The organism is Candidatus Streptomyces philanthi, assembly GCF_059553635.1.
Genome location: NZ_JCANQV010000032.1, coordinates 1 through 22,054 on the forward strand (window position 1 = coordinate 1; position 22,054 = coordinate 22,054).

The following is a 22,054-nucleotide window of genomic DNA, read 5'->3' on the forward strand; positions in this document are numbered from 1 at the left end:
CGCCTCCGGCCTCATCGGCGGCGGCACCACCGCGCTGCTCGCCGGGGCGACGCAGACGCAGCGGCAGAACACCGTCTCCACCCCCCTCGTCAACGCGGGCAGTACGTCCGGCGGCGGGGTCGCGGGCGTGGCGAAGGCGGTCAGCCCCGCGATCGTCGAGATCAAGGCGCGGACGTCGGACGGCATGTCCACCGGCTCCGGAGTGGTGATCACCTCCGACGGTGAGATCGTCACCAACAACCATGTGGTCTCCGGCGCCCGCACGGTGACCGTCACCTTCAGCGACGGCACCCGCAAGATCGCCACCGTCGTCGGCACCGACCCGGACAAGGACCTCGCCCTGGTCAAGGTCGGCGGCGCCCGGGGCCTGACCGCCGCCGCCCTCGGCGACTCCGACAAGCTCGTCGTCGGCGACCAGGTCGTCGCGATCGGCTCGCCCGAGGGCCTGACCGGCTCGGTCACCAGCGGGATCGTCTCCGCCCTCGGCCGCGAGGTCACCGTCCCGAAGACCGAGGACCAGGGCCGGCCGGACCGGGGACAGGGCGGCGGCCCGTGGCCGTTCGAGTTCGGCGGCAACCAGTACAACGGCGACACCGGCTCCTCGAAGACCACCTACAAGGCCATCCAGACCGACGCCTCCCTCAACCCCGGCAACTCCGGCGGGGCCCTGATCGACATGCAGGGCCGGATCATCGGCATCAATTCGGCGATGTACGCGCCGTCGTCGCAGTCCAGCGGCGCGGCCGGCAGCGTCGGCCTCGGCTTCGCCATCCCGATCAACACCGTCAAGGCCGATCTGGACGCCCTGCGCGGCGGCGGCAGCGGCGGGAACAACAGCGGCGTCTGACCGGCCCCGGGCGGCCCCGAGGGGCGCGCCGTCGTGCGACGCTGAGGGTGAGGGCCCCGCCCCGGCCCTTCCCGTCGTCCCGTATTCCCCGAGGTAGTCCCACAGATGAGTCCCGCCGAGCACGGTGATCACCCCGCCCGCGTCCTGATCGTCGACGACGAGCCCGCGGTCCGCGAGGCGCTGCAACGCTCCCTCGCCTTCGAGGGCTACGGCACGGAACAGGCCGTCGACGGCCTCGACGCCGTCGAGAAGGTCGCCGCCTACGACCCCGAACTGATCGTGCTGGACGTGCTGATGCCCCGGATGGACGGCCTGACCGCCGCCCGCCGGCTGCGGGCCGGCGGCGTGACCGTGCCGATCCTCATGCTCACCGCCCGCGACACCGTCGGCGACCGGGTCACCGGCCTCGACGCCGGCGCCGACGACTACCTCGTCAAACCCTTCGAGCTCGACGAACTCCTCGCCCGCATCCGCGCCCTGCTGCGCCGCAGCTCCTACGCGGCGGCCGCCGGCGCGCGGCCCGACGAGGGGGACATCCTCGCCTTCGCCGACCTGCGGATGGACCTCGCCAGCCGCGAGGTGACCCGCGGCGGCCGGCCGGTGGAGCTGACCCGCACCGAGTTCACGCTGCTGGAGATGTTCCTGGCGCACCCGCGCCAGGTGCTCACCCGCGAGCAGATCCTCAAGACCGTCTGGGGCTTCGACTTCGAACCGACCTCGAACTCCCTGGACGTCTACGTCATGTACCTGCGGCGCAAGACGGAGGCGGGCGGCGAACCACGGCTGGTGCACACCGTCCGCGGCGTCGGCTATGTGCTGCGCACGGAGGGCGGCACGGAATGAGCACCCCACCGGCACCGGCCGACGGCCTCACCGCGCGGGCCCGCCGCCGCCTGCGGCGGCTGCCGCTGCGGTCCCGGCTGGCGCTGCTCACCGCCGTCGCCGTCGCGGTGGCCGTCGCCCTGTCGGCCGCCGCCTGCTGGCTGATCACCCGCGACCGGTTCACCGAACAGCTCGACAACACCCTGCGCGGCGTCAACGTCGGCGAGAGCTACGTCCAGGCGATGAACGCCCGGTGCGCCGGCGCCGCGCTCGGCGGGGTGCGGTTCCTGCCGACGCCGTACACCATCCAGCTGGTGTCGGAGTCCGGCGACACCTGCACCGTCCCCGACAAGGCGCCGATCCCGGCGCAGCGCGCCGACGTCCTGGTCGCCTCCGGGCGGCTGGCCGAGACGGTGCACACCACCCGGGACACCAACGGCGTGGTGATGCGGGTGTCCACCGTCCACTACGACGGCCCGGCCACCGACGCCCGCGGCAACCGGCTCGCGATCTCCGTCGCCGCTCCGATGAGCCAGGTCACCGAGCCCCTCGACCAGCTCGCCCTGGTGCTGCTGATCGTCGCCGGCGTCGGCGTGCTGGGCGCCGCCACCGCCGGACTGGGCGTCGCCCGCGCCGGGCTCACCCCCGTCGACCGGCTGACCGAGGCCGTCGAGCACGTCGCCCGCACCGAGGACCTGACGATCCGCATCCCCGCCGAGGGTGAGGACGAGATCGCCCGGCTCTCCCGCTCCTTCAACTCGATGACCGCGGCCCTGGCCGCCTCCCGCGACCTCCAGAAGCAGCTGATCGCCGACGCGGGGCACGAACTGCGCACCCCGCTGACGTCCCTGCGCACCAACATCGACCTGCTGGTCCGCAGCGAACGTTCCGGCCGCTCCCTGCCCGCCGCCGACAAGGAGGCCCTGCTGGCCTCCGTGAAGGCGCAGATGGGCGAGCTGGCCGCGCTCATCGGGGATCTCCAGGAACTCTCCCGCACCCCGGGCGGCGGCTCCGGCGGCACGGGAACCGTCAAGGTGGTGGCGCTCCACGACACCGTCCGCGCCGCCCTGGAACGCGCCCGGCTGCGCGGCCCGTCCCTGACCCTCACCACCGACCTCGCCCCCTGGTACGTCCGCGCCGAACCGGCCGCCCTGGAACGCGCGGTCGTCAACCTTCTGGACAACGCGGTGAAGTTCAGCCCCGAGGGCGGCACGATCGACGTCCGGCTGTCCGGCGGCGAACTGACCGTCCGCGATCACGGCCCCGGCATCCCCGAGGACGAGCTGCCGCACGTCTTCGCCCGCTTCTGGCGCTCCCCGTCGGCCCGCAGCCTGCCCGGCAGCGGCCTGGGCCTGTCGATCGTCGCCCGCACCGCGGAACAGGCCGGCGGCGGCATCCTCCTCCGCCCGGCCCCGGGCGGCGGCACGGAGGCCGTCCTCACCCTGCCGGGCGCCCCCGAACCACCCCCGGAGCTGCCGCCGGACGCGGCGCGGGGGACGGGGCCGGAGGAGTGAGCGCTTCTCCGGCCCGGCGGGGAGCGACCGCACGACGGGCGACACCACGGCCGAGGCCCGCGGCGCGCCGTTGCCGGGGAGGCCGGTGCCCCGCGGCCCCTGCCTGACGCCGCCGCCTCCCGGTGCCCGCGCCATCGCCCACGGGCACCGGGCCGTCCACGGCGCCTACCGGTGGTCCGCCGCCGTGCCGACCGGCAGCCCCGTCCCCGTCAACTCCGCCCGTATGCCGTCCCGTTCCACCGAGACGTCCCGCAGCCGGACGTCGCCGGGGGTGCGGGGCAGCTCGAACGACAGGGACATCCGGTCGGCGAGCCGGGGCTTGGTCAGCCCGGACAGCGCGCCCAGGATCTCCGGATCGATGCCGACCTTCCGCAGCAGCCAGGGATGGTCGACCACCACATCGACGAGATTGACCTTCATCAACTGGTGGACGAAGCGCGGAGCGCCCGTCAGTTCGTGCAGCTTGTCCTCGTCGCGCAGGGCCTCGTCGAGGTACGCGCGCGGGATGCCGATACGGTCCGCGATGGCCGGGACGCTCAGCATCGCCTTGACCCTGGCGGCCTGGCGGCTGAGTTCCGCCGCGCCCTTGCGGGTCAGCCGCAGGCCCTCGTCCTTGCCGGTGCCGGGGCGGTAGACGGCGACATCGCCGATGTCCAGCCGCATCCGGTCGATGTCGGTGGAGATGCCGCGGTCGCCGGACCGCTGGATGTGCGCCTGGGCGCGGACCCGCAGATCGTGACCGGCGACCGGCAGTTTCCCGTCGGCCCGTACGCCGTTCTTCCCGAGGGCGCTGAATTTCACCTGGGAGGCGCCGAGCTCACGGTCCATGTCGTCGAAGGCGAGCAGGACGGAACCGTTCATCCGCCCTATGGTCGCGCCCTTGACGGCGGGCAGTTCGCCGTCGAGCCGGATGTCGTGCGCGGTCGCGTCGAATTTCGCGAGCGACACCCGGTCGGCGGCCACATCGGGAATGGAGACGTCCACCCGGTCCAGCCGCTTTTCCAGTACCTGGGTGAGGAACGGAAATCCCTTGATGTCGACGGTCGGTGTGGCGTTCAGCCGCATCGCTTTCTGGATCTGTTCCCCGGCCTTTTTCTCCGCGTACAGCACCGCGAAACGGTCGGAGAGCGTGAGGATCACCGCGCAGACCGTCACCGCGACCAGGAGTTTGAACGTCAGCGGGACGGCGGCGAAACGGCTGATGCCGCGCTTCGTCCGCCGGTGGTCGGGCGGCGACCAGACGTCGTCCTCGTCGTCGGAACGCAGTCCCAGGCCCAGCGGATCGTCGCTGTCGTCACGCTCGTTGAGATATCTGCGGTCGCGGGTACGCGGGGACGTACCGGGCTCCGGGTCGGCGAGGGCGGCCAGATCCGCGTACGGATTGACCGGCAGCATCTCGCGGGTGTCGGGGCCTTGTGCGTCCTCCGTGCCCGGGTCGGTGCGGGCGGAGTGGGGGGCGGGGGACGACGATGAGGGTGAAGATATGCGTGTGGGGGGTCGCATCCGCACATCCCACCACAACGGCGCAGCGTACGGGGATGTCTTACGGGTCCCTGGCGGGTTGTGTGAGGATTGTCGCGCCGGACTCGACCGAAATGCGGGCGGATTTCCGGCATAACGGCCGACGGTGCGCACGGAAATCGCCTTGAACACTCAGGGCTTTCGGTACCGTCTTCGCCCCCCCGATACGGAAAACCCTCTGCGGAAATACCGTACGAGCGCTCCCAGGAAGGCGCACCGTGATCGCGGTGCCCGGAGCGGCGGGAGACACCGCCCCCCCCGTGCGGGACCTCCGTCGTCCGTCCTGCCGGGCAGCGTCGACGGGCCGTGCCCCCTGGCGCGGGGCCGGGGGGCACGGTGTGCGCGTAAGAGGGCGGGACTCCTCAGCAGGAGCCCTTGGCGCAGCCGTCGAGCCAGGTGTACCAGTCCTGGTCGAAGACCGAGCCGATGCTCTCCCTCAGGTACCTGCGGGCGGAGTCCCAGTCACCCGTGCGGTAGTAACCCAGGATGGTGGCCATTTCGCTCGGGTGCTTCTCCAGCATGTACCGGGCGATCAGATAGCCCCACCGGTAGGTACGGGTCTGGTCCGTGTTCTCGTACGTGGTGTCGAACAGCTGGCCGGGAGCGTAGGTCTTCTTTCCCGCCTCTTCCATCGCCTCCTTGTAGGCGAGCTGCCGGTACGAGTACGAGATGTACTCGGCGAAGCCCTCGACCCACCAGACGGTCGGGGTCTTCATCCCCTCCTCGAAGTCGCCGTACATGTTGAAGCGGCCGTCGAGGTAGTGGGTGTACTCGTGGTTCAGGTTCCAGATCTGGAAGTCGGGCCGCGCCCAGTCCGCTTCGTAGGCGATGAAACGGGGCTGGTTGCCGTCGGCCGAGGGGTCGCCCTCCAGGTACATGCCGCCGTTGTTGGTGTCGATGCCGTAGATGACGCCCGCGTAGGTCTGGTAGTCCGTGCTGGAGTCGAAGACCACGACCTCGATCTTCGTGTTCTTGTCGTCCTTCACGGGACCGTTGTCCTTGGCGACCTTGTGGAAGTACGCGTCCTGGCCGTTCAGGCTGTCACAGGCGGTGGTGAAGTTACCGGCGTCCATGTCCTGGGCGATCATGCTGATGCTGTCGCTGCACGAGTGCTTGTGCGACAGGACGGCTTCCTTGAGCCGGTTCTGGAGGTCGCAGACGCCGTAGTAGGCGCAGTTGTCCTTGTCGTAGGCGTCGGCCATCTCCGCCACGCCGACCCACAGCCGGGCGGTCTTGCCGGTGATCTCGGTCGCCCCGAGGAGATCCTTCATCAGCGGGCCGACCTTGTCCTTCAGCTCGGCGTGCTGAAGGAACCGGCCCATCTCGCGGCCCGCGTTGGAGACGAGGAACGACTGCTTGCCGTCGAGCATGTCCAGATGGTTCTTGGCGAAGTCGTGCAGGGTGTCCAGCACGCTCGGATCGTTCTTGACGGCCTCGACGAATTCCGGCACCTGATGCCCGCGCCACAGCACCGTGAAGGCGTTGTTGACCGCGTTGACCATCCACCACTTGTCGTCGTACGAGCTGTTGTAGCCCGTCAGCATCCGCTTGACGATGCCGAGGTAGCGGGCGTTCTCCTCCGCGCTGTCGATGAGTGTGACGGCCTCCGACAGGGTCTCGCCGTTGGCGTCCGTCACGTCGTTCGAGTGCGGGGAGGCGAAGAACGCGTCCAGGCCCCCCTGGATCGCGGACTTCAGCTGCGGCCCGTACTCGCCCACGTCCGGCTTGTGGTACCAGTGCACGTAGTAGCCGGCCCGCAGGAACAGCACGATCTGCGGCATGCCCGTGCTGTTGTCGCCCGGATAGGCGGCGGAGCGGTCGCGCAGCGCGGTGGCGACCGTGGTCATCTGCGATTCGCGGAACACGCTGCCGGCATCTCCGCCGGTGAGGGTGAAGAGCGTGTTGACGCAATCGGTCGTGGACGAGGTGATCTGCTTGATCAGCGCGTCCCCGGTCTGGGCGAAGTCACCCGGGGAACACTGCGCCGTGAGGTTTCCTTTCTGCTGGGCCTTCAGCATCGAGGGGCGCTTGTGGGAGGGCGCGGTCGCCGGGGTGTCGTAGTCCTGACGCAGTGCGTCCTGGGAGGCGGGCAGCGGCCTGCGGTCCTTGACCTTGAGGCGTCCGACCTGTGTGTGCCGGCTCTTGCCGTCCGCGGCGGCGGCCAGGGGGCCGGGGCCCTTGCCGGCCGTCGCGGCCTGCGCCGTGCCGCTGCCGGACTGTAGGACGCCCACGCCCAGCGAGAGCGCCATCGCTCCGGCCGCCGCCGCTCTGGCGGCGCGTGTGCGCAGGGACCTTCTCGGTTCGTTCCGACTCGTCATGGTTCTCCTGTGGGGGGATGCCGTGACCTGACGTACCCGTGTTGTTGTCGTGAACACGCTTACGGGTGCGCTGTACAATGTCACATGCCACATCGAGCGGGAAGGCTTTGAACCGATCGAATTCCGTTACCCCACGAGCGAGTTGGATCGAATCCGGTCGCTTACGGGCGGGATGATGGCGTTGCGGTCGTTGCCGGTAGGCCCGTCGCCCTGGTGCCGGTACGGCCGTAGGGTTTCGCGTCGCGGCGGGCAGGCCGGAGTGGTCCGAGGCGACGAGAAGGCGTATCGAGACGGGGCAGGTCTCCCCGCGCAGCCATGACGTCCGGACCAAGTGCGCGGTCCACGACGCTCCCGCGGAGCTGACCCGCCGGGGTCCGCGAAGGACCGGGCCTGCCGCCGCCGGTATCGTGTGCGTCTGCTGCGCACGGAATACGGGTAAGCCAGGGGGACGTATGGGCGGCTACTTCAAGGTGGAGGCGGAAAGCCTCGGGCGCCTGCTGAAGGACCTGCACGACAGCCAGGACAACATGCGCAAGGCGCTGGGCGCGATGAAGGACGTCGGTCCGAAATCGACGGGCGCGGAGGCCCTGGACAACGCCTGCGACGAGTTCCACGACAGCTGGGACAACGCCATCAAGAAGATCGCCGACGGCACCGGGGCGATCGAGGAAAAGCTGAAGCAGGTCAAGCAGAACTACGAGTCGCTGGAGCACGCGCTGCGCGACGCCTTCGCGAAGAAGGCCAAGTAGGCACATCTGCCTCGTAGCACTCCGAACCGTCCTTCTCTCCGACAGGTGACTTCATGACCACGCGGGACTTCCCTGCCCTGGGTTTCAACCCGGCACCCGGCGACCTGGGGGCCGTCGACTCCCTCACCGGCAAACTCGACACGGCCAAACGCTCCCTCGACTCCGCCCACTCCGTCCTGAGCCGCATCGGCAAGGGCGGCGGCGACTGGCAGGGCGACGCGGCGAAAGCGTTCGCCGACAAGGTCGGTGACCTGCCGAAATATGTGAGCGACAGCCGCGACGCCATGCGCGACGCCGTCACCCAGCTCCGCGCCTGGCACACCGCCCTCTCCTCGTACCAGACCAAGGGACGCCAGTACGAGTCGGAGGCCGCCACGGCCAAGCAGACCGTCGCCACCCGCACGTCCGAGAGCGACCGCGCGACCAAGGCGTACAACCAGGCCGCCGCCGACCCGGCCCTCCGCCTGGCCGGCACCTACTACAGCGACCAGGCCGCCCTGGACGCCGCGCAGAAGAAGATCGACGCGGCGAGCGACCGCCTGAAGAAGGCGGGCACGGCCCTCGAATCCGCCCGCGACCGGCTGGACACCGCCACCGACGAGCTGGAGGCGATCGTCAAGAAGGCCGAGGAACTCCTCGGCGACCACCAGGACGAGGCGCGCCGCATCGCCGACCGCATCCGGCGCGCCACGGAGAACGCCCCCGACCCGGGATTCTGGGAAAGTCTCGGCGACTTCTTCACCCGCCTGGGACACGGCATCCAGGAATGGTGCGTCAAACACGCCGACCTGCTGAAGGAGATCGGCGACTGGCTGTCCATCGCCTCCAGCATCCTCGGCGTCGCCTCCCTGCTGACCCTGTGGTGCCCGCCTCTCTCCGGAGCCCTGGCCCTCGCCAGCGCGGGCGCCTCCCTCGGCGCCCTCGCCACGCACGGGGCGGCGAAGCTCGGCGGGGCGGACGTGGGAGTGATGGACCTGGTGGGGGACGGTATCGGGGTGGTCCCGTTCGGGAAGTTCGGGGCCGTCGCGGCGAAGGGAGCCAAGGTGTCCATGAAGGTGGTACAGGTGGAGGGCCGCACCGTCGCCTCCATCGACAAGGTCAACAAGATCCGCGCCCTGCGGGACGCCGGATTCGCCGGCCGGGCCCTGGAGGGCAAGTCGCTCTTCGGGATGGGCAAGGAGTACGTGGGCGGCAGCAAGGTCTTCACCACCACCGGGTTCGGCAACCGCATGAAGCTGGCGTGGAACAGCCACGTCCAGGACGTCGCGGGCGCCAGCATCAAGGAGGCGGGCATCAGCAAGGGCCTCACCAAGGTCCTCGACAGCGGTCTCACCCCCGAGGCCGTCAAGACGTCCCTGCGCAACGCCATGAGGGCCGACGGCTCTATCGACCCGATCTCCTGGTGGTCCAGGGGCCCGCAGGTGATCCAGCAGGTGCCGGGCATCGCCATCGACGCCCACACCCAGCTCACCGATCCCGGTACGCCGGCCGCGGGGAGGCTCTGATGACCACATCCCCACAGAGTGTGTCGATCACCCTGGACACCCCGGAGGGCTTTCACGAGCTGCCGCTGCACCTCCCGCCCGACGTCTTCGACGCGGCCCTGTGGGAACTGGCCGAGGAGATCTGGCCGGGCGGAACGGAGTTCCAGCGCGAGACCACGGCCGCCGTCTACGCCGACCTCACGACGGCCCTGACCGCCGACGAGGTCCTCCAAGCGTCCGTCGCCCTCTACGAGACGGAGGACGGCACACCGAGCACCGCCCACCTCCTGGTACGCGCGGAGGCACTGGAACCGGACGCCCCTGACGTCGTCGCCGCCTCGCTCCAGGAGGCGCTCTCCTTCGACGACCACCGCAGCGTCGCCCGGGTGGACCTGCCCTGCGGCCCGGCCGTGCTCTCCCTGCACGCCACCGAGACGGACGGCGAGGCCATCCTTCCGGAACTGGAGTTCGCCCACATCGAGTTGTACGTCCCCTCCCCGGTTCGGGGCTGGCTGGTGGTGCTCGCCCTCACCACGCCGTGCTTCGACGACCTGCCGCGGTACACAGGTATCCTGCGGCAGATCGGTGAGTCCCTGGTCATCCGCCCGGCAGAGCAGGCGGACGGTCTTCCGGAGACGCCAGCGGCCGGCGACGTGCGCGCGGTGTTCGGTTAGGAGATCCGACATGACGAGACGAGACACTCCATGACGCTCACCTTCACCCGTCACCAAGAGGGCAAGGGCTACGAGCTGCGCCCCCGAGGTGCTGCCCCCGTCCACGTACATCGTGGTGTCCCCAACGGTCATCCCCATCCCGTCGGGTGCAAGCCGCGCTTCACCCTCGCCGCCGACCCTGCCGGCGCCGAGCCGCTCGCCATTGTTGTCCGGGGTGAGCATGGCGGCTGTCTCACTGTGCTCACCCCGGACCACGAGCACCTGGCCGAACTGCACCTGCCGCCCCGCAAGAAGCGGCGGCTGTCCACGTACGAGATCCATCTGCCCGACGGCACGGTCCTTCGTGGACGGGAGGGAACGGTGCCGTCCCTGATCCTGTGGCTGGCACTGCTGCCGCTCGTCGTGCTCTACGTGATCGTGCTGGTCCTCTCCGACTCGCCCGGCGACATCGTCAGCTCCTCGCTGGGAGCAGCTTGGAAGCGGCCGGGCAGGCCCTTCGCCCGAGCGGCCCTCAGCGAATCCGCCCGCGGCACCTTCCGCCTCCGCGACGACACCCTCGACCCTCGTGTGGCGTACGCCCAGGCGGTGGCGAAGTACTGGAAACGGTGAACCGGCCGGGGATCTGGTCCCGGCCATGCCCCGCCCCGATGTCGGCTTTCGTGAACGCTTTCGAGTGGGCGCTCGATGGGGGAGAGGGACGGGAAAGCGGTTGCATTTCCGCTGCGGGCATCACCGACCTTCCCACGGGCGGGCGAAACAGCGATGACCACTGCGGTAGTCCGTAGGCGCGGGCGGGGCGCGGGCCGCGGGCCGGGAATGCGGCGGGTGCAAGACTTCGGTCCGTGGATTTGTGCATGAGGTGTCGAACGAAGAACCGGCATTGCGGGGGAAGTTGACGGCTGCTTGCATCCCGAGGGCGATAAGCGTTTCGTACGGAATTCCGGAAGGGATGGGACGCATGGCGGATGGGCTCACGGGATCGACCGTTCCGAGGCGTCAACTCGGCCGACAATTGCGGGACTTGCGTCATCGGTCGCGGCTCACGGTCCGGGCGGCGGCGCGCAAGCTGGAATGGTCCGAGGCGAAGATGTGGCGCATCGAGACGGGGCAGGTCTCCCTGCGCAGCCATGACGTCCGGACCATGTGCGCGGTCTACGACGCCCCCACGGAGCTGACCGAGTCGTTGATGGGCCTCGCCAAGGAGACCAAGGCCCGCGGCTGGTGGCACGCGTACGGAAAGGTGATCCCGGAAGGGTTCCAGCTGTACGTGGGGCTGGAAGAGGCCGCGGTGAGCATGTCGCTGTACCAGAGCGAGATGGTACCCGGACAGCTTCAGACGGAGGAATACGCGCGGGAAATCATCCGCGGCCACCTCCGGGGAATTGATGGGGAGGAACTTGAGGCGCGGGTACGGTTGCGGAGGGAGCGCCAGGCGTGGCTCACCCGGGAAACCGATCCCCCGGAACTGCGGGTGGTGCTGAACGAAACCGTGCTCAGGCGCCCTATCGGCGGCCCGGAGGTCATGGCACGGCAACTCGCCCATATCGTGCGCACGGCGGAACTGCCGCACCTTTCCGTGCGCGTGGTGCCGTGCTCCGCGGGGATGCATCTCGGCGTCGCCTCCGGCCCGTTCACCCTGCTGCGTTTCCCGGAGGACGCCGAGGGGAGCGAGGCGGAACCGGCGACCGTCTACATCGAGGGCTTCACCGGGAGCCTCTATGTGGACAAGACGCAGGACGTGCGGGAATACGAGGCCGCGTTCCGGGACATCTGGGAGACGGCCCTCGACGAGCACGCGTCCCGGCGCCTGATGGCCGAGCTGGCGGAAGCGCCCGCGCGGGGCTGAGACGGCGCGCCGCCGGCGGGTGCGACGGCCGAGGGCCCCGGTACGCGCGTACCGGGGCCCTCGGCGCGGGCGGGGCTACTTGATCACCGTGATGCGGTCCGCCTTCGGCGGTGCCAGGGGCTTGTCCGCCGAGGAGCGGGCGGTCAGATAGGCGGTGAGGGCGTCGAGGTCGGACGGGCCGACGTAGGTGTGGGTGCCCTCCCTGAGGGCGGGGAAGCCGTCGCCGCCGCCGGTCAGGAACTCGTTCATCGCGACGCGGTAGGTCGCGGCCGGGTCGATCGCCTTGCCGTGCAGCTTCACGGTGTCCGTGACGACGCGGTCGGCGCCCTTCCTCGTCATGTCCAGGGTGTAGGTGAGGCCGTCGGAGACCTGGAGGATCTTCGGGGACGCCTCGTTGGGGCCGCTGACCTGCTGCCGCAGGGCCTCCAGGAGGCGGGCACCGGTCAGGTCGACGACATGGGTCATATTGGTGAACGGCTGGACGGTGAACGCCTCCCCGTAGGTGACCACCCCGTCGCCCTCGTCACCGGACGCCTTGTGGGCGAGGTCGGAGCGGATGCCGCCGGGGTTCATCAGGGCGAGCTGCGCGCCGCCCTTCCCCTCGCCGCTGGTGGCCTCCAGCTGGGCGTCGGCGATCAGGTCGCCGAGCGGGGACTCGGGGGTGCCGGCGCCGCGGCCGGGGATGTCGGCGGAGATGTGGCCGACGGGACGGGCGGCGATCGGTGCGGCGAGCTTGTTCCAGCGGGCGATCAGCGAGGTCATGTCCGCGGCCTTCGGCCGGTCGCGGCGGACGATGTGGTTGACGGCCCCGGGGGCGCGGACGCTGGTGCGCACGATGTCCTGGGTGCGGCGGTCGTACGTCAGCGTGGTGTCGGTGTAGAGCCGTCCGAAGGACGCGGCGGAGGTGACGGTGCGCGGGGTGCCCGAGGGGTCGGGGACGGTGCAGGTGTACGCCTGGTGGGTGTGGCCGGTGACCAGCGCGTCGACCTTCGGGGTGACCCGCTCGGCGATCTTGGTGATCGGGCCGGAGATGCCGTCCCCGGGGCCGGGGCTGTCGCAGTCGTAGTTGTACGCGGTGGAGGCCGGCATCCCGCCCTCGTGGAGGAGGGCGACGATCGCCTTGACGCCCTTGCGGTCCAGCTCCTTGGCGTACTTGTCGATCGTGGCGACCTCGTCGTGGAAGGTGAGGCCCTTGATGCCCTCGGCGTTGACGATGTCGGGGGTGCCCTTCAGCGTCACCCCGATGAAGCCGATCTTGACGCCCTTGTGCTTCCAGACCGTGTACGGCTTCAGCAGCGGCTTCCCGGTGCGGTCGTCGGTGACATTGGCCGCGAGGTAGGGGAAGGCGGCGCCGGTGTATTTCCGGTCCTTCTCGTAGCAGCCGTCCTTGGGGTGGCAGCCGCCGCGCTGGATGCGCTCCAACTCGGCGCGGCCCTCGTCGAACTCGTGGTTGCCGACGGAGGTGACGTCCAGCTTCAGCTTGTTCAGCGCCTCGACGGTCGGCTCGTCGTGGAAGAGGCCGGACAGCAGCGGGCTCGCGCCGATCATGTCGCCGGCCGCGGCGGTCACCGAGTACGGGTGGCCCTTGCGGGCGGTGCGCAGGGCCTGGGCGAGGTATTCGACGCCGCCCGCCGGGACGGCCTCGGTGGTGCCGTCCGGCCGCCGCTCGGTGATCGTGCCGGACGAGCCCTGGGGCGGCTCCAGGTTGCCGTGGAAGTCGTTGAACGAGAGCAGTTGGACATCGACCGTGTGGCCCCGGTGGCGCGTGGTGTCGCTGTCGGCGCCGGCCGGGACGGCCGCCGCGGTGAGACCGGCCGCCGCGGCCAGGACGGCGGCACCGGCCGCCAGTCTGCGCGTGCGGCGTCGCGGTGGGGATGTCGCGGGCATGGGCTCCCTTTCGTGGACCGGGTGCGGGCGACGGCAGCCTACGGTTGACGCGCGTAGCGGGACAGAGCGCGAAGGTGACGACCGGATGTCGGTACGGCGTCGGCGCGGGCCGGACCCGGAGGCGTGCCCGCGCGCCGCCGTACGTGTCGGGGTGGTGCGCCCCCGGCCCGAACGCCTCGGGGTCGCGCGCCCCGGAGACGTACGCTTCGAGCATGACTGACGCTGCACAGGAGATGGGCCGGACCGGCCGCAGGATTCAGGTGCTGGAAGCGCCGTCACCCGAGGAGGCCGCCGCCGCGCTGGCGCTGGTCGAACAGGCCGCGCGCACGGACGGCCAGCCCGCCGTGTCCGAACAGGGGCGGTTGCAGCTGCGCGGTGGCCCCCGGGCGGGCGTGAGGCATGTGCTGGTGTACGGGCCCGGGGAGAGCGGTGAGGTGCTGGTGGCCTACGGGCAGCTGGAGGACACCGACCCGGTGGAGGCGCCGGCCGCCGAACTCGTCGTCCACCCCGGCCACCGCGGCCAGGGCCACGGCCGGGCGCTCGGCTCGGAGCTGATGCGGCAGTCCGGCCGGCGGTTGCGGGTCTGGGCGCACGGCGGGCATCCGGCCGCCCGGCACCTCGCGCAGACCCTCGGGCTGACGCTCTTCCGGGAACTGCGGCAGATGCGGCGCTCCCTCACGGACCTGGACCTGCCGGAGCCGGAGCTGCCCGAGGGCGTGACCGTCCGGACGTTCCAGCCGGGGCAGGACGACACGGCCTGGCTGGAGGCGAACGCCGAGGCGTTCGCGCACCACCCCGAGCAGGGCGCGCTGACCCAGCGCGACCTGGACGCCCGGAAGGCCGAACCGTGGTTCGACCCCAAGGGCTTCTTCCTGGCCGAACGGGAGGGGCGGCTCGCCGGTTTCCACTGGACCAAGGTGCACGCCGACGAGGGCCTCGGCGAGGTGTACGTCGTCGGCGTCCGCCCCGGCGCGCAGGGCGGCGGGCTCGGCAAGGCGCTGACCACCATCGGCCTGCGGCACCTCGCGGCGGAGGGCCTGCCGACGGCGATGCTCTACGTGGACGCGGACAACGGGCCCGCGGTGAGCGTGTACGAACGGCTGGGGTTCGTCACGCACGAGACGGACCTGATGTACCGGTCGGAGACGTGAGGGGGTGACGGGAGGGGATCGTTCGACGCCCCCGCCCGTCCTGTACGAGGGCCCCTTCCGCCGTGGTGTGTGCGGCGGAAGGGGCCCTTGGCGTTGCCGGGGGAGGCGCCACCCGGGTGTCACCAGCGGTGGGTGGCGGGAACCGGGGTGGTGGGGGTGGGGTCGTCGGGTTCGCCGAGGTGCCAGTGCAGGTCGTGGACGCCGGGCTCCAGGGAGAGCCGGGTGACGAGCTGTTCCATGTCCGTCCCGGGGGAGCCCTCGGTGGTGATCGCGGCCTCCAGGCTCGTGGTGTCGTCCTCGCCCCGGCGGATGCGCAGTCCCGCGAGCCGCGGATCGGTGCTGCCGAGCAACTGGATGAGCAGGGCGCGGACATGCGCCTCGTCCTGCCGTTCGCAGCTGACGTGAAGGGTCGCCCGGACGGTGCTGTCGGCGTTGCCCTGCGGCGCGCGGTCGATCAGCCGGCTGGTGGGCCGCAGCACGAGATGGATGCCGATGACGGTGAGCGCGCCCAGCACGGCGAGCGCGAGGCGCCCGGACGCGGCAAGGACGCCGACCGCGGCCGAGCACCACAGGGTGGCGGCGGTGTTGAGGCCGCGCACGGAGGCGCCGCCGCGCAGGATGACGCCCGCGCCGAGGAAGCCGACGCCGGAGACGACGTAGGAGGCGACCCGGGTGGGGCCGGTGGGGTCGGACACGGCCTCGCTGTAGAGGACGAACAGGGTGGCCCCGGCGGCGACCAGGGCGTTGGTGCGCAGCCCGGCCATGCGGGCGCGCCACTGGCGTTCCACGCCGATCAGGGCGCCGCAGCCGACGCCGGTGGCCAGACGGAGCGCGAAGTCGAGGGTGGTCAGGCTCTGCACAGCGGCACCTCCTGTGACGGACGAAGGGTCAGGGACGGCGGTGGTCCGTGGGACCGGGGTGGGTGGGCGCGTCCGGGTGGCGGGCCTCGACCCCGAGCGCGCGGAGAACGGCCTGGTCGGACGGGCTGTCGGCGAGACGCCGCACGATGCGGGCCAGGGTGGCGCGCACGGCGCCGGGCCCGTGGCCGGACGTCGGGTGGTCGGTGTGGTGGGTGAACACCGTCATGGGGTCACCTCCGTACGGTGCGGGCGTGCGGCGGCACGCCTCGGATGGGATGGGTGAGGGGAGGCGTCGCGCCTCGTGGGCCTTCCGTCGAGGAGGCCGGGTACGCGGACGACCGCCAGGGGAACGGGGGCGCGGGAGCCCCCGGGACGCCGGGAAAGCCACGCGTGTCGGAGAACGGCGCCGCGAAGGGCCTCAGCGGCGGAACGGGCCTACGCGCTCGTGCGCCTCAAGGCCGTCCCGGGACCGGGCGCCACAGGCGCCGATGTTCTCAGAAGATCCCGGGAAGGGCGGCCGGACGCGGGGCCGGGTCGCGGTGCGTACTACTGCAACCGTCCATGTCAGCCCCCTTCCGGCCGGGCGCGGGCGGTTCCCGCGCGGTGTCGGTGGACGGTTCCGGGCACGGCGCGTCGAACGGCCGTACCGGTCGGAACGAAGCCATACTTGCACGGCCGCGCAACAAGGGGCAAGCGGATTCCGGGGCGCGGGCGTCACCCCGAGGTTATTTGCGTATTGACGCAAAGAGGAGCAGACTTCCAGCGGCACCTGCCCCCGGCACCTCGGCGTGCCCGGAGCGGCGCTGCCCGAAAAGACGCAGGTCACCCCCGTAAGACGCAGGTCATCCCAGAGGAGGCAGCCATGGGCGCCGACCCTCCCAGTAGTAGCAGCCTCCCCGGCAGTCACTGATCCGCTGTCCTTCGCCGCATGGCGCGGGCCGGCGTGACGCGGCCAGGATCACCCCGGCCGCCGTCCTTCCCGCCCGTCTATCCGCACACCGGGCCCTTCCCCGCGCCCCGTCCGCCTCTTCCGCGGTCGCGCCCCCGGGAGCGATGCCCCACCGTGTGCACGGAGGTCCTCGTGATGTCGATCCGTACCGACAACCCCGCCGGCACCGCGGCCCCTACGACGCCCGCGTCGCGACTGCCGGGGCGCCCGACCCGGATGACCTGGGTCGATGTGGCGGTCGCCGCCGCCGTCCTGGTGCTGCTGTATGTGGTGCTACGGGTGGGGCAGGGGACCACGGTCTCCTTCAGTACGCACCAGAACATCAAGGTCGACACCGACCCCTCACAGCTCCCGTACGACGCGGCGCGCTCACTGCTGCGGATGTTCGCCGCGCTCGCCGTGTCCACCGTCTTCACCTTCGTCTACGCGTACACGGCTGCCCGCAGCCGCCGCATGGAACGCCTGCTGATCCCGGCGCTCGACATCCTCCAGTCCGTACCGGTGCTGGCGTTCCTCACCGTGGCGGTGACCGGATTCATCGCGCTGTTCCCCGGGTCGATGCTGGGCCTGGAGTGCGCGTCGGTGTTCGCGATCTTCACCTCGCAGGCGTGGAACATGACGTTCGGCTTCTACTCCTCGCTGACCTCGCTGCCGCGTGAACTCGACGAGCTGTCCCGCTCGTTCCGCTTCACCCGGTGGATGCGGTTCTGGAAGGTGGAACTGCCGTCCGGGATGATCGGCCTGATCTGGAACGGCATGATGAGCTTCGGCGGCGGCTGGTTCTTCCTCGTCGCGTCCGAGGCGATCAGCGTCAACAACCAGGACTACACCCTGCCCGGCGTCGGCTCGTACGCGGGCGCCGCCATCGCCGACGGCGACCTGGGCAAGGTCGGCTGGGCCATCGCCACCATGGCGATCATGGTGATCGGCGTGAACTTCCTGTTCTGGCGGCCGCTGACGGCCTGGGCCGAACGGTTCAAGAACGAGCAGTCCGAGGCCGGCGAGATCCAGCGCTCCCTGGTCCTGGACTTCCTGCGCCGTTCGCACTGGCCGCGGTTGATCGGCCGGGTGCTGCGCCCCGCCGGGCAGGCCCTCGCCCGCGCCGGCCGGGTCCTGGGCACCGACGACCGGCCCCTCGTGGTCGACCGCGCCCGGCAGCGGGCCGGGGACGTCGTCGTCGCCGTGGTCGCCGGGGTCCTGATCGCCTGGGGGCTGTTCGACCTGTTCCGCTATGTGCACGACCGGGCGGGGCTCGGCGTGTTCGGCGAACCGCTGCTGCTGGGGCTCGCCACCCTCGCCCGGGTGATCGTCCTGGTCGTCGTCGCCACCCTGGTCTGGGTGCCGATCGGGGTGCGGATCGGCTTCTCGCCCGCGCTCACCCGCGTCGCCCAGCCCGTGGTGCAGATCCTGGCGAGCTTTCCCGCCAACTTCCTCTTCCCGCTCGCCGTCTGGGTCTTCCTGGAGGTCGGGCTGTCGATCAACGTCGGCGGTGTGCTGCTGATGGCCCTCGGCGCCCAGTGGTACATCCTCTTCAACGCCATCGCCGGCGCCATGTCCATCCCCACCGACCTGCGCGAGGCCATGGACGACCTCGGCGTACGCGGCTGGCAGCGCTGGCGGCGGCTGATCATCCCCGGCATCTTCCCGTCGTACGTCACGGGCGGCATCACCGCCTCCGGCGGCGCCTGGAACGCCTCCATCGTCTCCGAGGTGGTCACCTTCGGCGGCACCACCCTCACCGCCACCGGCCTGGGCGCCTACATCGCGCGCGCCACCAGCGAGGGCGACTTCGCCCGCCTGCTGGCCGGGGTCGCGGTGATGAGCCTGTACGTCGTCGGCCTCAACCGCCTCTTCTGGCGCCGCCTGTACCGGCTTGCCGAGACCCGCTACTCGCTGTGAACTTTTCTCGTACGTCCCTGACTGGAGCCCCGTCATGGTGCTGAACACGCTGCGCAACCTCCGCGCCCACCGCAACCCCCGTACCGCCGTCCTCCCGGAGGCGGCCGCCCCGCGCCCGGCCGACGGCGATCTGCTCCTGGAGACCCGCGGCCTGACCAAGTCCTACGCGGGCGCCGACCGCGAACTGCCGGTACTGTCCGGCATCGACCTCCAGGTCAGGGCCGGGGAGGTCGTCGCACTGCTCGGCAAGTCCGGCTCCGGGAAGTCCACCCTGCTGCGCTGCCTGGCCGGCCTCGTCCCCGCCAGCTCCGGCACCGTCACCTACCGCGGCACCCCGCTGACCGGAGCCAACCCGGGCACCGCCATGGTCTTCCAGACCTTCGCGCTGCTGCCCTGGCTCACCGTCCAGCAGAACGTCGAACTCGGCCTGGAGGCCAAGGGCATCGCCCCCGACGCGCGTGCCGACGCCGCCCGCCAGGCCATCGACCTCATCGGCCTGGACGGCTTCGAGTCCGCCTACCCCAAGGAGCTGTCCGGCGGGATGCGCCAGCGCGTCGGCTTCGCCCGCGCCCTGGTCGTCGAGCCGGACGTGCTGATGATGGACGAGCCGTTCTCCGCGTTGGACGTGCTGACCGCCGAGAACCTGCGCGGTGAGCTGATGGAGCTGTGGGAGTCCGGGCAGTTCCCCACCCGCGCCATCGTGCTGGTCACCCACAACATCGAGGAGGCCGTGCTGATGGCCGACCGGATCGTCGTCCTCGGTGCCCGCCCGTACGGCACGATCCGGGAGGTCTTCGAGGTCGGCCTCGACCGCCCCCGCGACCGCAACGCGCCCGCCTTCGAGGACCTCATCGACCGCGTCTACCGCACCATGACCGGACGGCAGAAGGAGACCCGGCTGCCCGGCCGCGCCGAGGGCGTCGAGCCGGAGCGCCGCACCGTCGCCAACGCGCCGCTGCCCACCGCCAGCGTCGACGGCCTCTCCGGCCTCGCGGAACTGGTCCTCGACCGCGGCGGACGCTGCGAACTCGCCGACCTCGCGGACGACCTGGGCCTGGAGATCGACGACATCCTGCCCCAGGTCGACGCCCTCGACCTGCTCGGCTTCGCCAAGGTCACCGGGGACGACCTGCTGCTCACCGAGAACGGCACCGCCTTCGCGGACGCCGACGTCCAGCACTCCAAGACCATCTTCGCCGAGGCCGCCCTCAACGCCCCACTGGTCAAGCTGATCACCACCAGCCTCCGGGGCAACCGCGACACCAGGCTGCGCGCCGGCTTCTTCCGCGACCTGCTCGCACACCACTTCACCAGCGAACAGGTGGACCAGCAACTGGACACCGCCACCGACTGGGGCCGCTACGCCGAGCTGTACACCTACGACGCCGAACCGCAGGAGTACCGGCTGGACGAGGGCGCGGTGTTCCGCAAGCCCTGAGCCGGGCGCCCCCTCCGCCGGGAAGCCGGAGGGGGCGGGGGAGTGGTTACGCGGCCAGGTCGCCGATCTTGACGCCGGAGACGAAGGCGGACCAGGCGGCCGGGGCGATCGTGAGCACCGGGCCGTGCGGGTTCTTGCTGTCACGGATGGGGACGGCGCCGGTCGTGGCGGCGGTGGTCGGGGCCCACTCGACGCACTGGCCGCCGTTCGACCCGCTGAAAGACGATTTGACCCAGCAAATTGGTTCGTTGTTCATCGTGAGTACTCCGTTACTGTTCGGTACCCGTGGCTATGACCGACGCTGAATCGATCGCACGCTCCAACCGCTGTGCCTCTGAGTACAGCACGGGGCCACTGGCGAACGGCAAGACCTGAGTGGTCACGTTCGGGGACTCTGTCCGCCACGCCCTCTTCTGCTGAGCCGGACGCAGCGACGCCCCGCCCCCTTGCGGGCGCGGGGCGAAGGGTGTCCCCTCCGCCGGAGAGTCGGAGGGGACGCGCGGTGTTACGCGGACAGCTCGTTGGCCTTGACGCTGCCGACGAACGCGGACCAGGCGGCCGGGGCGATCGTGAGCACCGGGCCGTGCGGGTTCTTGCTGTCGCGGACGGGGACGGCACCGGATGCGGTGGTGGCGGGTGCCCACTCGATGCAGTTGCCGCCGTTGTCACTGTAAGAGGACTTGATCCAGTTGAGGGGTTCGGTCGTCACGGGGTGCCCTTTCGTAGCTGGTTGATCAGGGCCACGGTTTCCGCTTGGGAAAGTGCCTCGGCTTGCAACTGATGGTAGGACGTCAGCAGGGGGGCTACGCACGTGCTGTCGCGGTCGAAATGCCCTTGCATCTGTGACTCGGCGTAGCCACACACGGACCGATCCGCCATCGTCAGCAAGTTGATCGGCAACGCGAAGGTTCGGCGTTCCCCTATGGTGAACGGCGACACCTGAAGAACGGTGTTCGGACGCCGTGCGAACTCGATCAGGTGCGTCAACTGCGCCTCCATGATGGTGGGGCCGCCGACCTGCCGATGGATGCAACTCTCATCCATCACCACCATGACCATGGGCGGGCGGGGACGCTCCAACGCTGCTTGGCGGTCGGCCAAGAACGCTAGTCGTTCTTCCCCTTGCTCGGGCGTGATGGTCCCTCGCTCCACTGCCACATCCACCAACACTCGTGCGTACTCAGGCGTCTGGAGTAAGCCGGTGACGATGCCGATGTCGTACAGCCGGATCTCCACTGCTCGCCCCTCGTACCCGACGTACTCCGGGAACCCCTCCAGCAAAGCGCCGTTTCGGATCTCGCGTTGCGCGCGCTCGAACGAGTCTGCGGAGCCGACCAGCCCGAAGACGCGATCGGCACTGCGCGAAAACCGCAAAGTTGGAAACTTATTGCCATTTTCGACCGACGAGATATGCGAGCAGGAATATGACATCCGCTCGCCTAGCTCTTGCTGCTTCCAGCCACGCGCCTCTCGTGCGCTGCGCAAACGCGCTCCGAACCGCGCTTGCGCCGACTTCTCTGGGTTCAGGTCGTTGTAGTTCACCACGAGAGCCCCCTTGTTTTCGTGCGTTTCTGGAACGTTGAAACCGCTCCTGACCCTAGTCCAAGCTGTGTGGCCCCGGTAGCGGAATCGCTACGAAGGGGCAAGAGCGGCGCGCCAGTTGACGCCTGCTGCTCGCGATCACGGAAGGGGGAGTCGTGCACATCGCACTACCGCGTCGCGTACGCCGCGCCCCGATGACCGCGCGCCAACTGCACGCCGTGCACCTGGCGGTCACCGACTCGCCGGCGGGCACCGTGCGCATCCTGTGGCCGGCGAGCATCCCGACGGAGTTCGCGCGGCCGACGTGGGCGCTCCTCCTCCAGACGGCGGGCGCGCTGTGTCGGATGCTGTCGGACTCCGCGGCTGTTGCGGACGTGTCCCCGCGCCCGCCGCCCCGACGCGTCAGCAATAGCTGACCCGCGACTCCCGTCGCCGGGGTGCTCCGGAGAGGCACCGGCGGCGGGCCCCCTCCCCGGACGGGCGCGGGAGGGAGCCGCCCGGCCGGAGTGCTCGCGTTCTGGCCGGCCGGGCGGCAACACCTCATCTCTACGGG

Annotated in this window: 18 protein-coding genes and 1 pseudogene; 11 read left to right on the top strand and 8 right to left on the bottom strand. The window is 70.6% G+C overall.

The annotated features are described in order from the left end of the window. The 3 genes from AC51EU_RS06570 to AC51EU_RS06580 form a co-directional block, all read left to right on the top strand. The coding region (locus tag AC51EU_RS06570) for a S1C family serine protease (RefSeq protein WP_496265709.1) at positions 1–847 on the top strand (847 nt) is incomplete at its 5' end. Positions 848–952: 105 nt separating this feature from the next. Beyond that, positions 953–1,690, top strand: a complete 738-nt coding sequence (locus tag AC51EU_RS06575) for a response regulator transcription factor (protein WP_496265710.1) — start codon at positions 953–955, stop codon at positions 1,688–1,690. After that, positions 1,687–3,183: a HAMP domain-containing sensor histidine kinase gene (locus AC51EU_RS06580; RefSeq protein WP_496265711.1), complete on the top strand. Its 1,497-nt coding sequence runs from the start codon at positions 1,687–1,689 to the stop codon at positions 3,181–3,183. The genes AC51EU_RS06575 and AC51EU_RS06580 overlap by 4 nt, the downstream gene beginning before the upstream one ends. Positions 3,184–3,348: 165 nt before the next feature. Here the strand turns inward: AC51EU_RS06580 and AC51EU_RS06585 are convergent, their stop codons facing one another. Together AC51EU_RS06585 and AC51EU_RS06590 are read right to left on the bottom strand one after the other, a co-directional pair. Further along, on the bottom strand, positions 3,349–4,686 hold the full coding sequence (locus AC51EU_RS06585) for an LmeA family phospholipid-binding protein (protein ID WP_496265712.1): 1,338 nt from the start codon (positions 4,684–4,686) through the stop codon (positions 3,349–3,351). A 383-nt stretch (positions 4,687–5,069) separates the two neighbouring features. Then, positions 5,070–6,953, bottom strand: a pseudogene (locus tag AC51EU_RS06590) (collagenase); the annotation flags it as partial. Between the two features lie 521 nt (positions 6,954–7,474). On the opposite strand from AC51EU_RS06590, the gene AC51EU_RS06595 reads away from it, so the two are divergent. The 5 genes from AC51EU_RS06595 (at position 7,475) to AC51EU_RS06615 (ending at position 11,775) form a co-directional block, all read left to right on the top strand. After that, positions 7,475–7,771: a DUF6317 family protein gene (locus tag AC51EU_RS06595; RefSeq protein ID WP_496265713.1), complete on the top strand. Its 297-nt coding sequence runs from the start codon at positions 7,475–7,477 to the stop codon at positions 7,769–7,771. Positions 7,772–7,824: 53 nt separating this feature from the next. After that, positions 7,825–9,276, top strand: a complete 1,452-nt coding sequence (locus tag AC51EU_RS06600; protein ID WP_496265714.1) for a putative T7SS-secreted protein — start codon at positions 7,825–7,827, stop codon at positions 9,274–9,276. Next, the gene (locus tag AC51EU_RS06605) at positions 9,276–9,929 is read left to right on the top strand and encodes a hypothetical protein (RefSeq protein WP_496265715.1); all 654 of its coding nucleotides are present in this window, start codon (positions 9,276–9,278) and stop codon (positions 9,927–9,929) included. Before AC51EU_RS06600 ends, AC51EU_RS06605 begins: the two co-directional genes overlap by 1 nt. A gap of 30 nt (positions 9,930–9,959) precedes the next feature. After that, positions 9,960–10,538, top strand: a complete 579-nt coding sequence (locus AC51EU_RS06610; protein WP_496265716.1) for a hypothetical protein — start codon at positions 9,960–9,962, stop codon at positions 10,536–10,538. Between the two features lie 349 nt (positions 10,539–10,887). After that, positions 10,888–11,775: a helix-turn-helix domain-containing protein gene (locus tag AC51EU_RS06615; protein ID WP_496265734.1), complete on the top strand. Its 888-nt coding sequence runs from the start codon at positions 10,888–10,890 to the stop codon at positions 11,773–11,775. 75 nt (positions 11,776–11,850) lie between these two features. On the opposite strand, the gene AC51EU_RS06620 is transcribed toward AC51EU_RS06615, so the two are convergent. Then, positions 11,851–13,662, bottom strand: coding sequence for a bifunctional metallophosphatase/5'-nucleotidase (locus AC51EU_RS06620; RefSeq protein ID WP_496265717.1), 1,812 nt, complete (start codon positions 13,660–13,662; stop codon positions 11,851–11,853). Between the two features lie 212 nt (positions 13,663–13,874). Here AC51EU_RS06620 and mshD point away from each other — a divergent pair, with 212 nt between their 5' ends. Next, a complete protein-coding gene (gene mshD, locus AC51EU_RS06625; RefSeq protein WP_496265718.1) occupies positions 13,875–14,813 on the top strand; it encodes a mycothiol synthase in 939 nt (312 codons plus the stop codon). Between the two features lie 119 nt (positions 14,814–14,932). On the opposite strand, the gene AC51EU_RS06630 is transcribed toward mshD, so the two are convergent. Together AC51EU_RS06630 and AC51EU_RS06635 are read right to left on the bottom strand one after the other, a co-directional pair. Then, complete coding sequence (locus AC51EU_RS06630; protein WP_496265719.1) at positions 14,933–15,673, bottom strand: MgtC/SapB family protein; 741 nt, start codon at positions 15,671–15,673, stop codon at positions 14,933–14,935. 28 nt (positions 15,674–15,701) lie between these two features. Beyond that, positions 15,702–15,899 (bottom strand): hypothetical protein, encoded by a 198-nt coding sequence (locus AC51EU_RS06635; protein ID WP_496265720.1) that lies wholly within the window; start codon positions 15,897–15,899, stop codon positions 15,702–15,704. A gap of 858 nt (positions 15,900–16,757) precedes the next feature. On the opposite strand from AC51EU_RS06635, the gene AC51EU_RS06640 reads away from it, so the two are divergent. After that, on the top strand, positions 16,758–18,521 hold the full coding sequence (locus AC51EU_RS06640) for an ABC transporter permease (RefSeq protein ID WP_496265721.1): 1,764 nt from the start codon (positions 16,758–16,760) through the stop codon (positions 18,519–18,521). A gap of 34 nt (positions 18,522–18,555) precedes the next feature. Further along, the gene (locus AC51EU_RS06645) at positions 18,556–19,959 is read left to right on the top strand and encodes an ABC transporter ATP-binding protein (protein ID WP_496265722.1); all 1,404 of its coding nucleotides are present in this window, start codon (positions 18,556–18,558) and stop codon (positions 19,957–19,959) included. A 46-nt stretch (positions 19,960–20,005) separates the two neighbouring features. On the opposite strand, the gene AC51EU_RS06650 is transcribed toward AC51EU_RS06645, so the two are convergent. The 3 genes from AC51EU_RS06650 to AC51EU_RS06660 all read right to left on the bottom strand — a co-directional run bounded on the left by AC51EU_RS06650 (position 20,006) and on the right by AC51EU_RS06660 (position 21,501). Beyond that, a complete protein-coding gene (locus AC51EU_RS06650) occupies positions 20,006–20,215 on the bottom strand; it encodes a DUF397 domain-containing protein (RefSeq protein WP_496265723.1) in 210 nt (69 codons plus the stop codon). A 249-nt stretch (positions 20,216–20,464) separates the two neighbouring features. Then, positions 20,465–20,668: a DUF397 domain-containing protein gene (locus AC51EU_RS06655; protein ID WP_496265724.1), complete on the bottom strand. Its 204-nt coding sequence runs from the start codon at positions 20,666–20,668 to the stop codon at positions 20,465–20,467. Next, positions 20,665–21,501 carry a helix-turn-helix domain-containing protein gene (locus AC51EU_RS06660; RefSeq protein WP_496265725.1) on the bottom strand — a complete coding sequence of 279 codons (837 nt, stop codon included), beginning with the start codon at positions 21,499–21,501 and terminating at the stop codon, positions 20,665–20,667. The genes AC51EU_RS06655 and AC51EU_RS06660 overlap by 4 nt, the downstream gene beginning before the upstream one ends. Between the last annotated feature and the right edge of the window lie 553 nt (positions 21,502–22,054).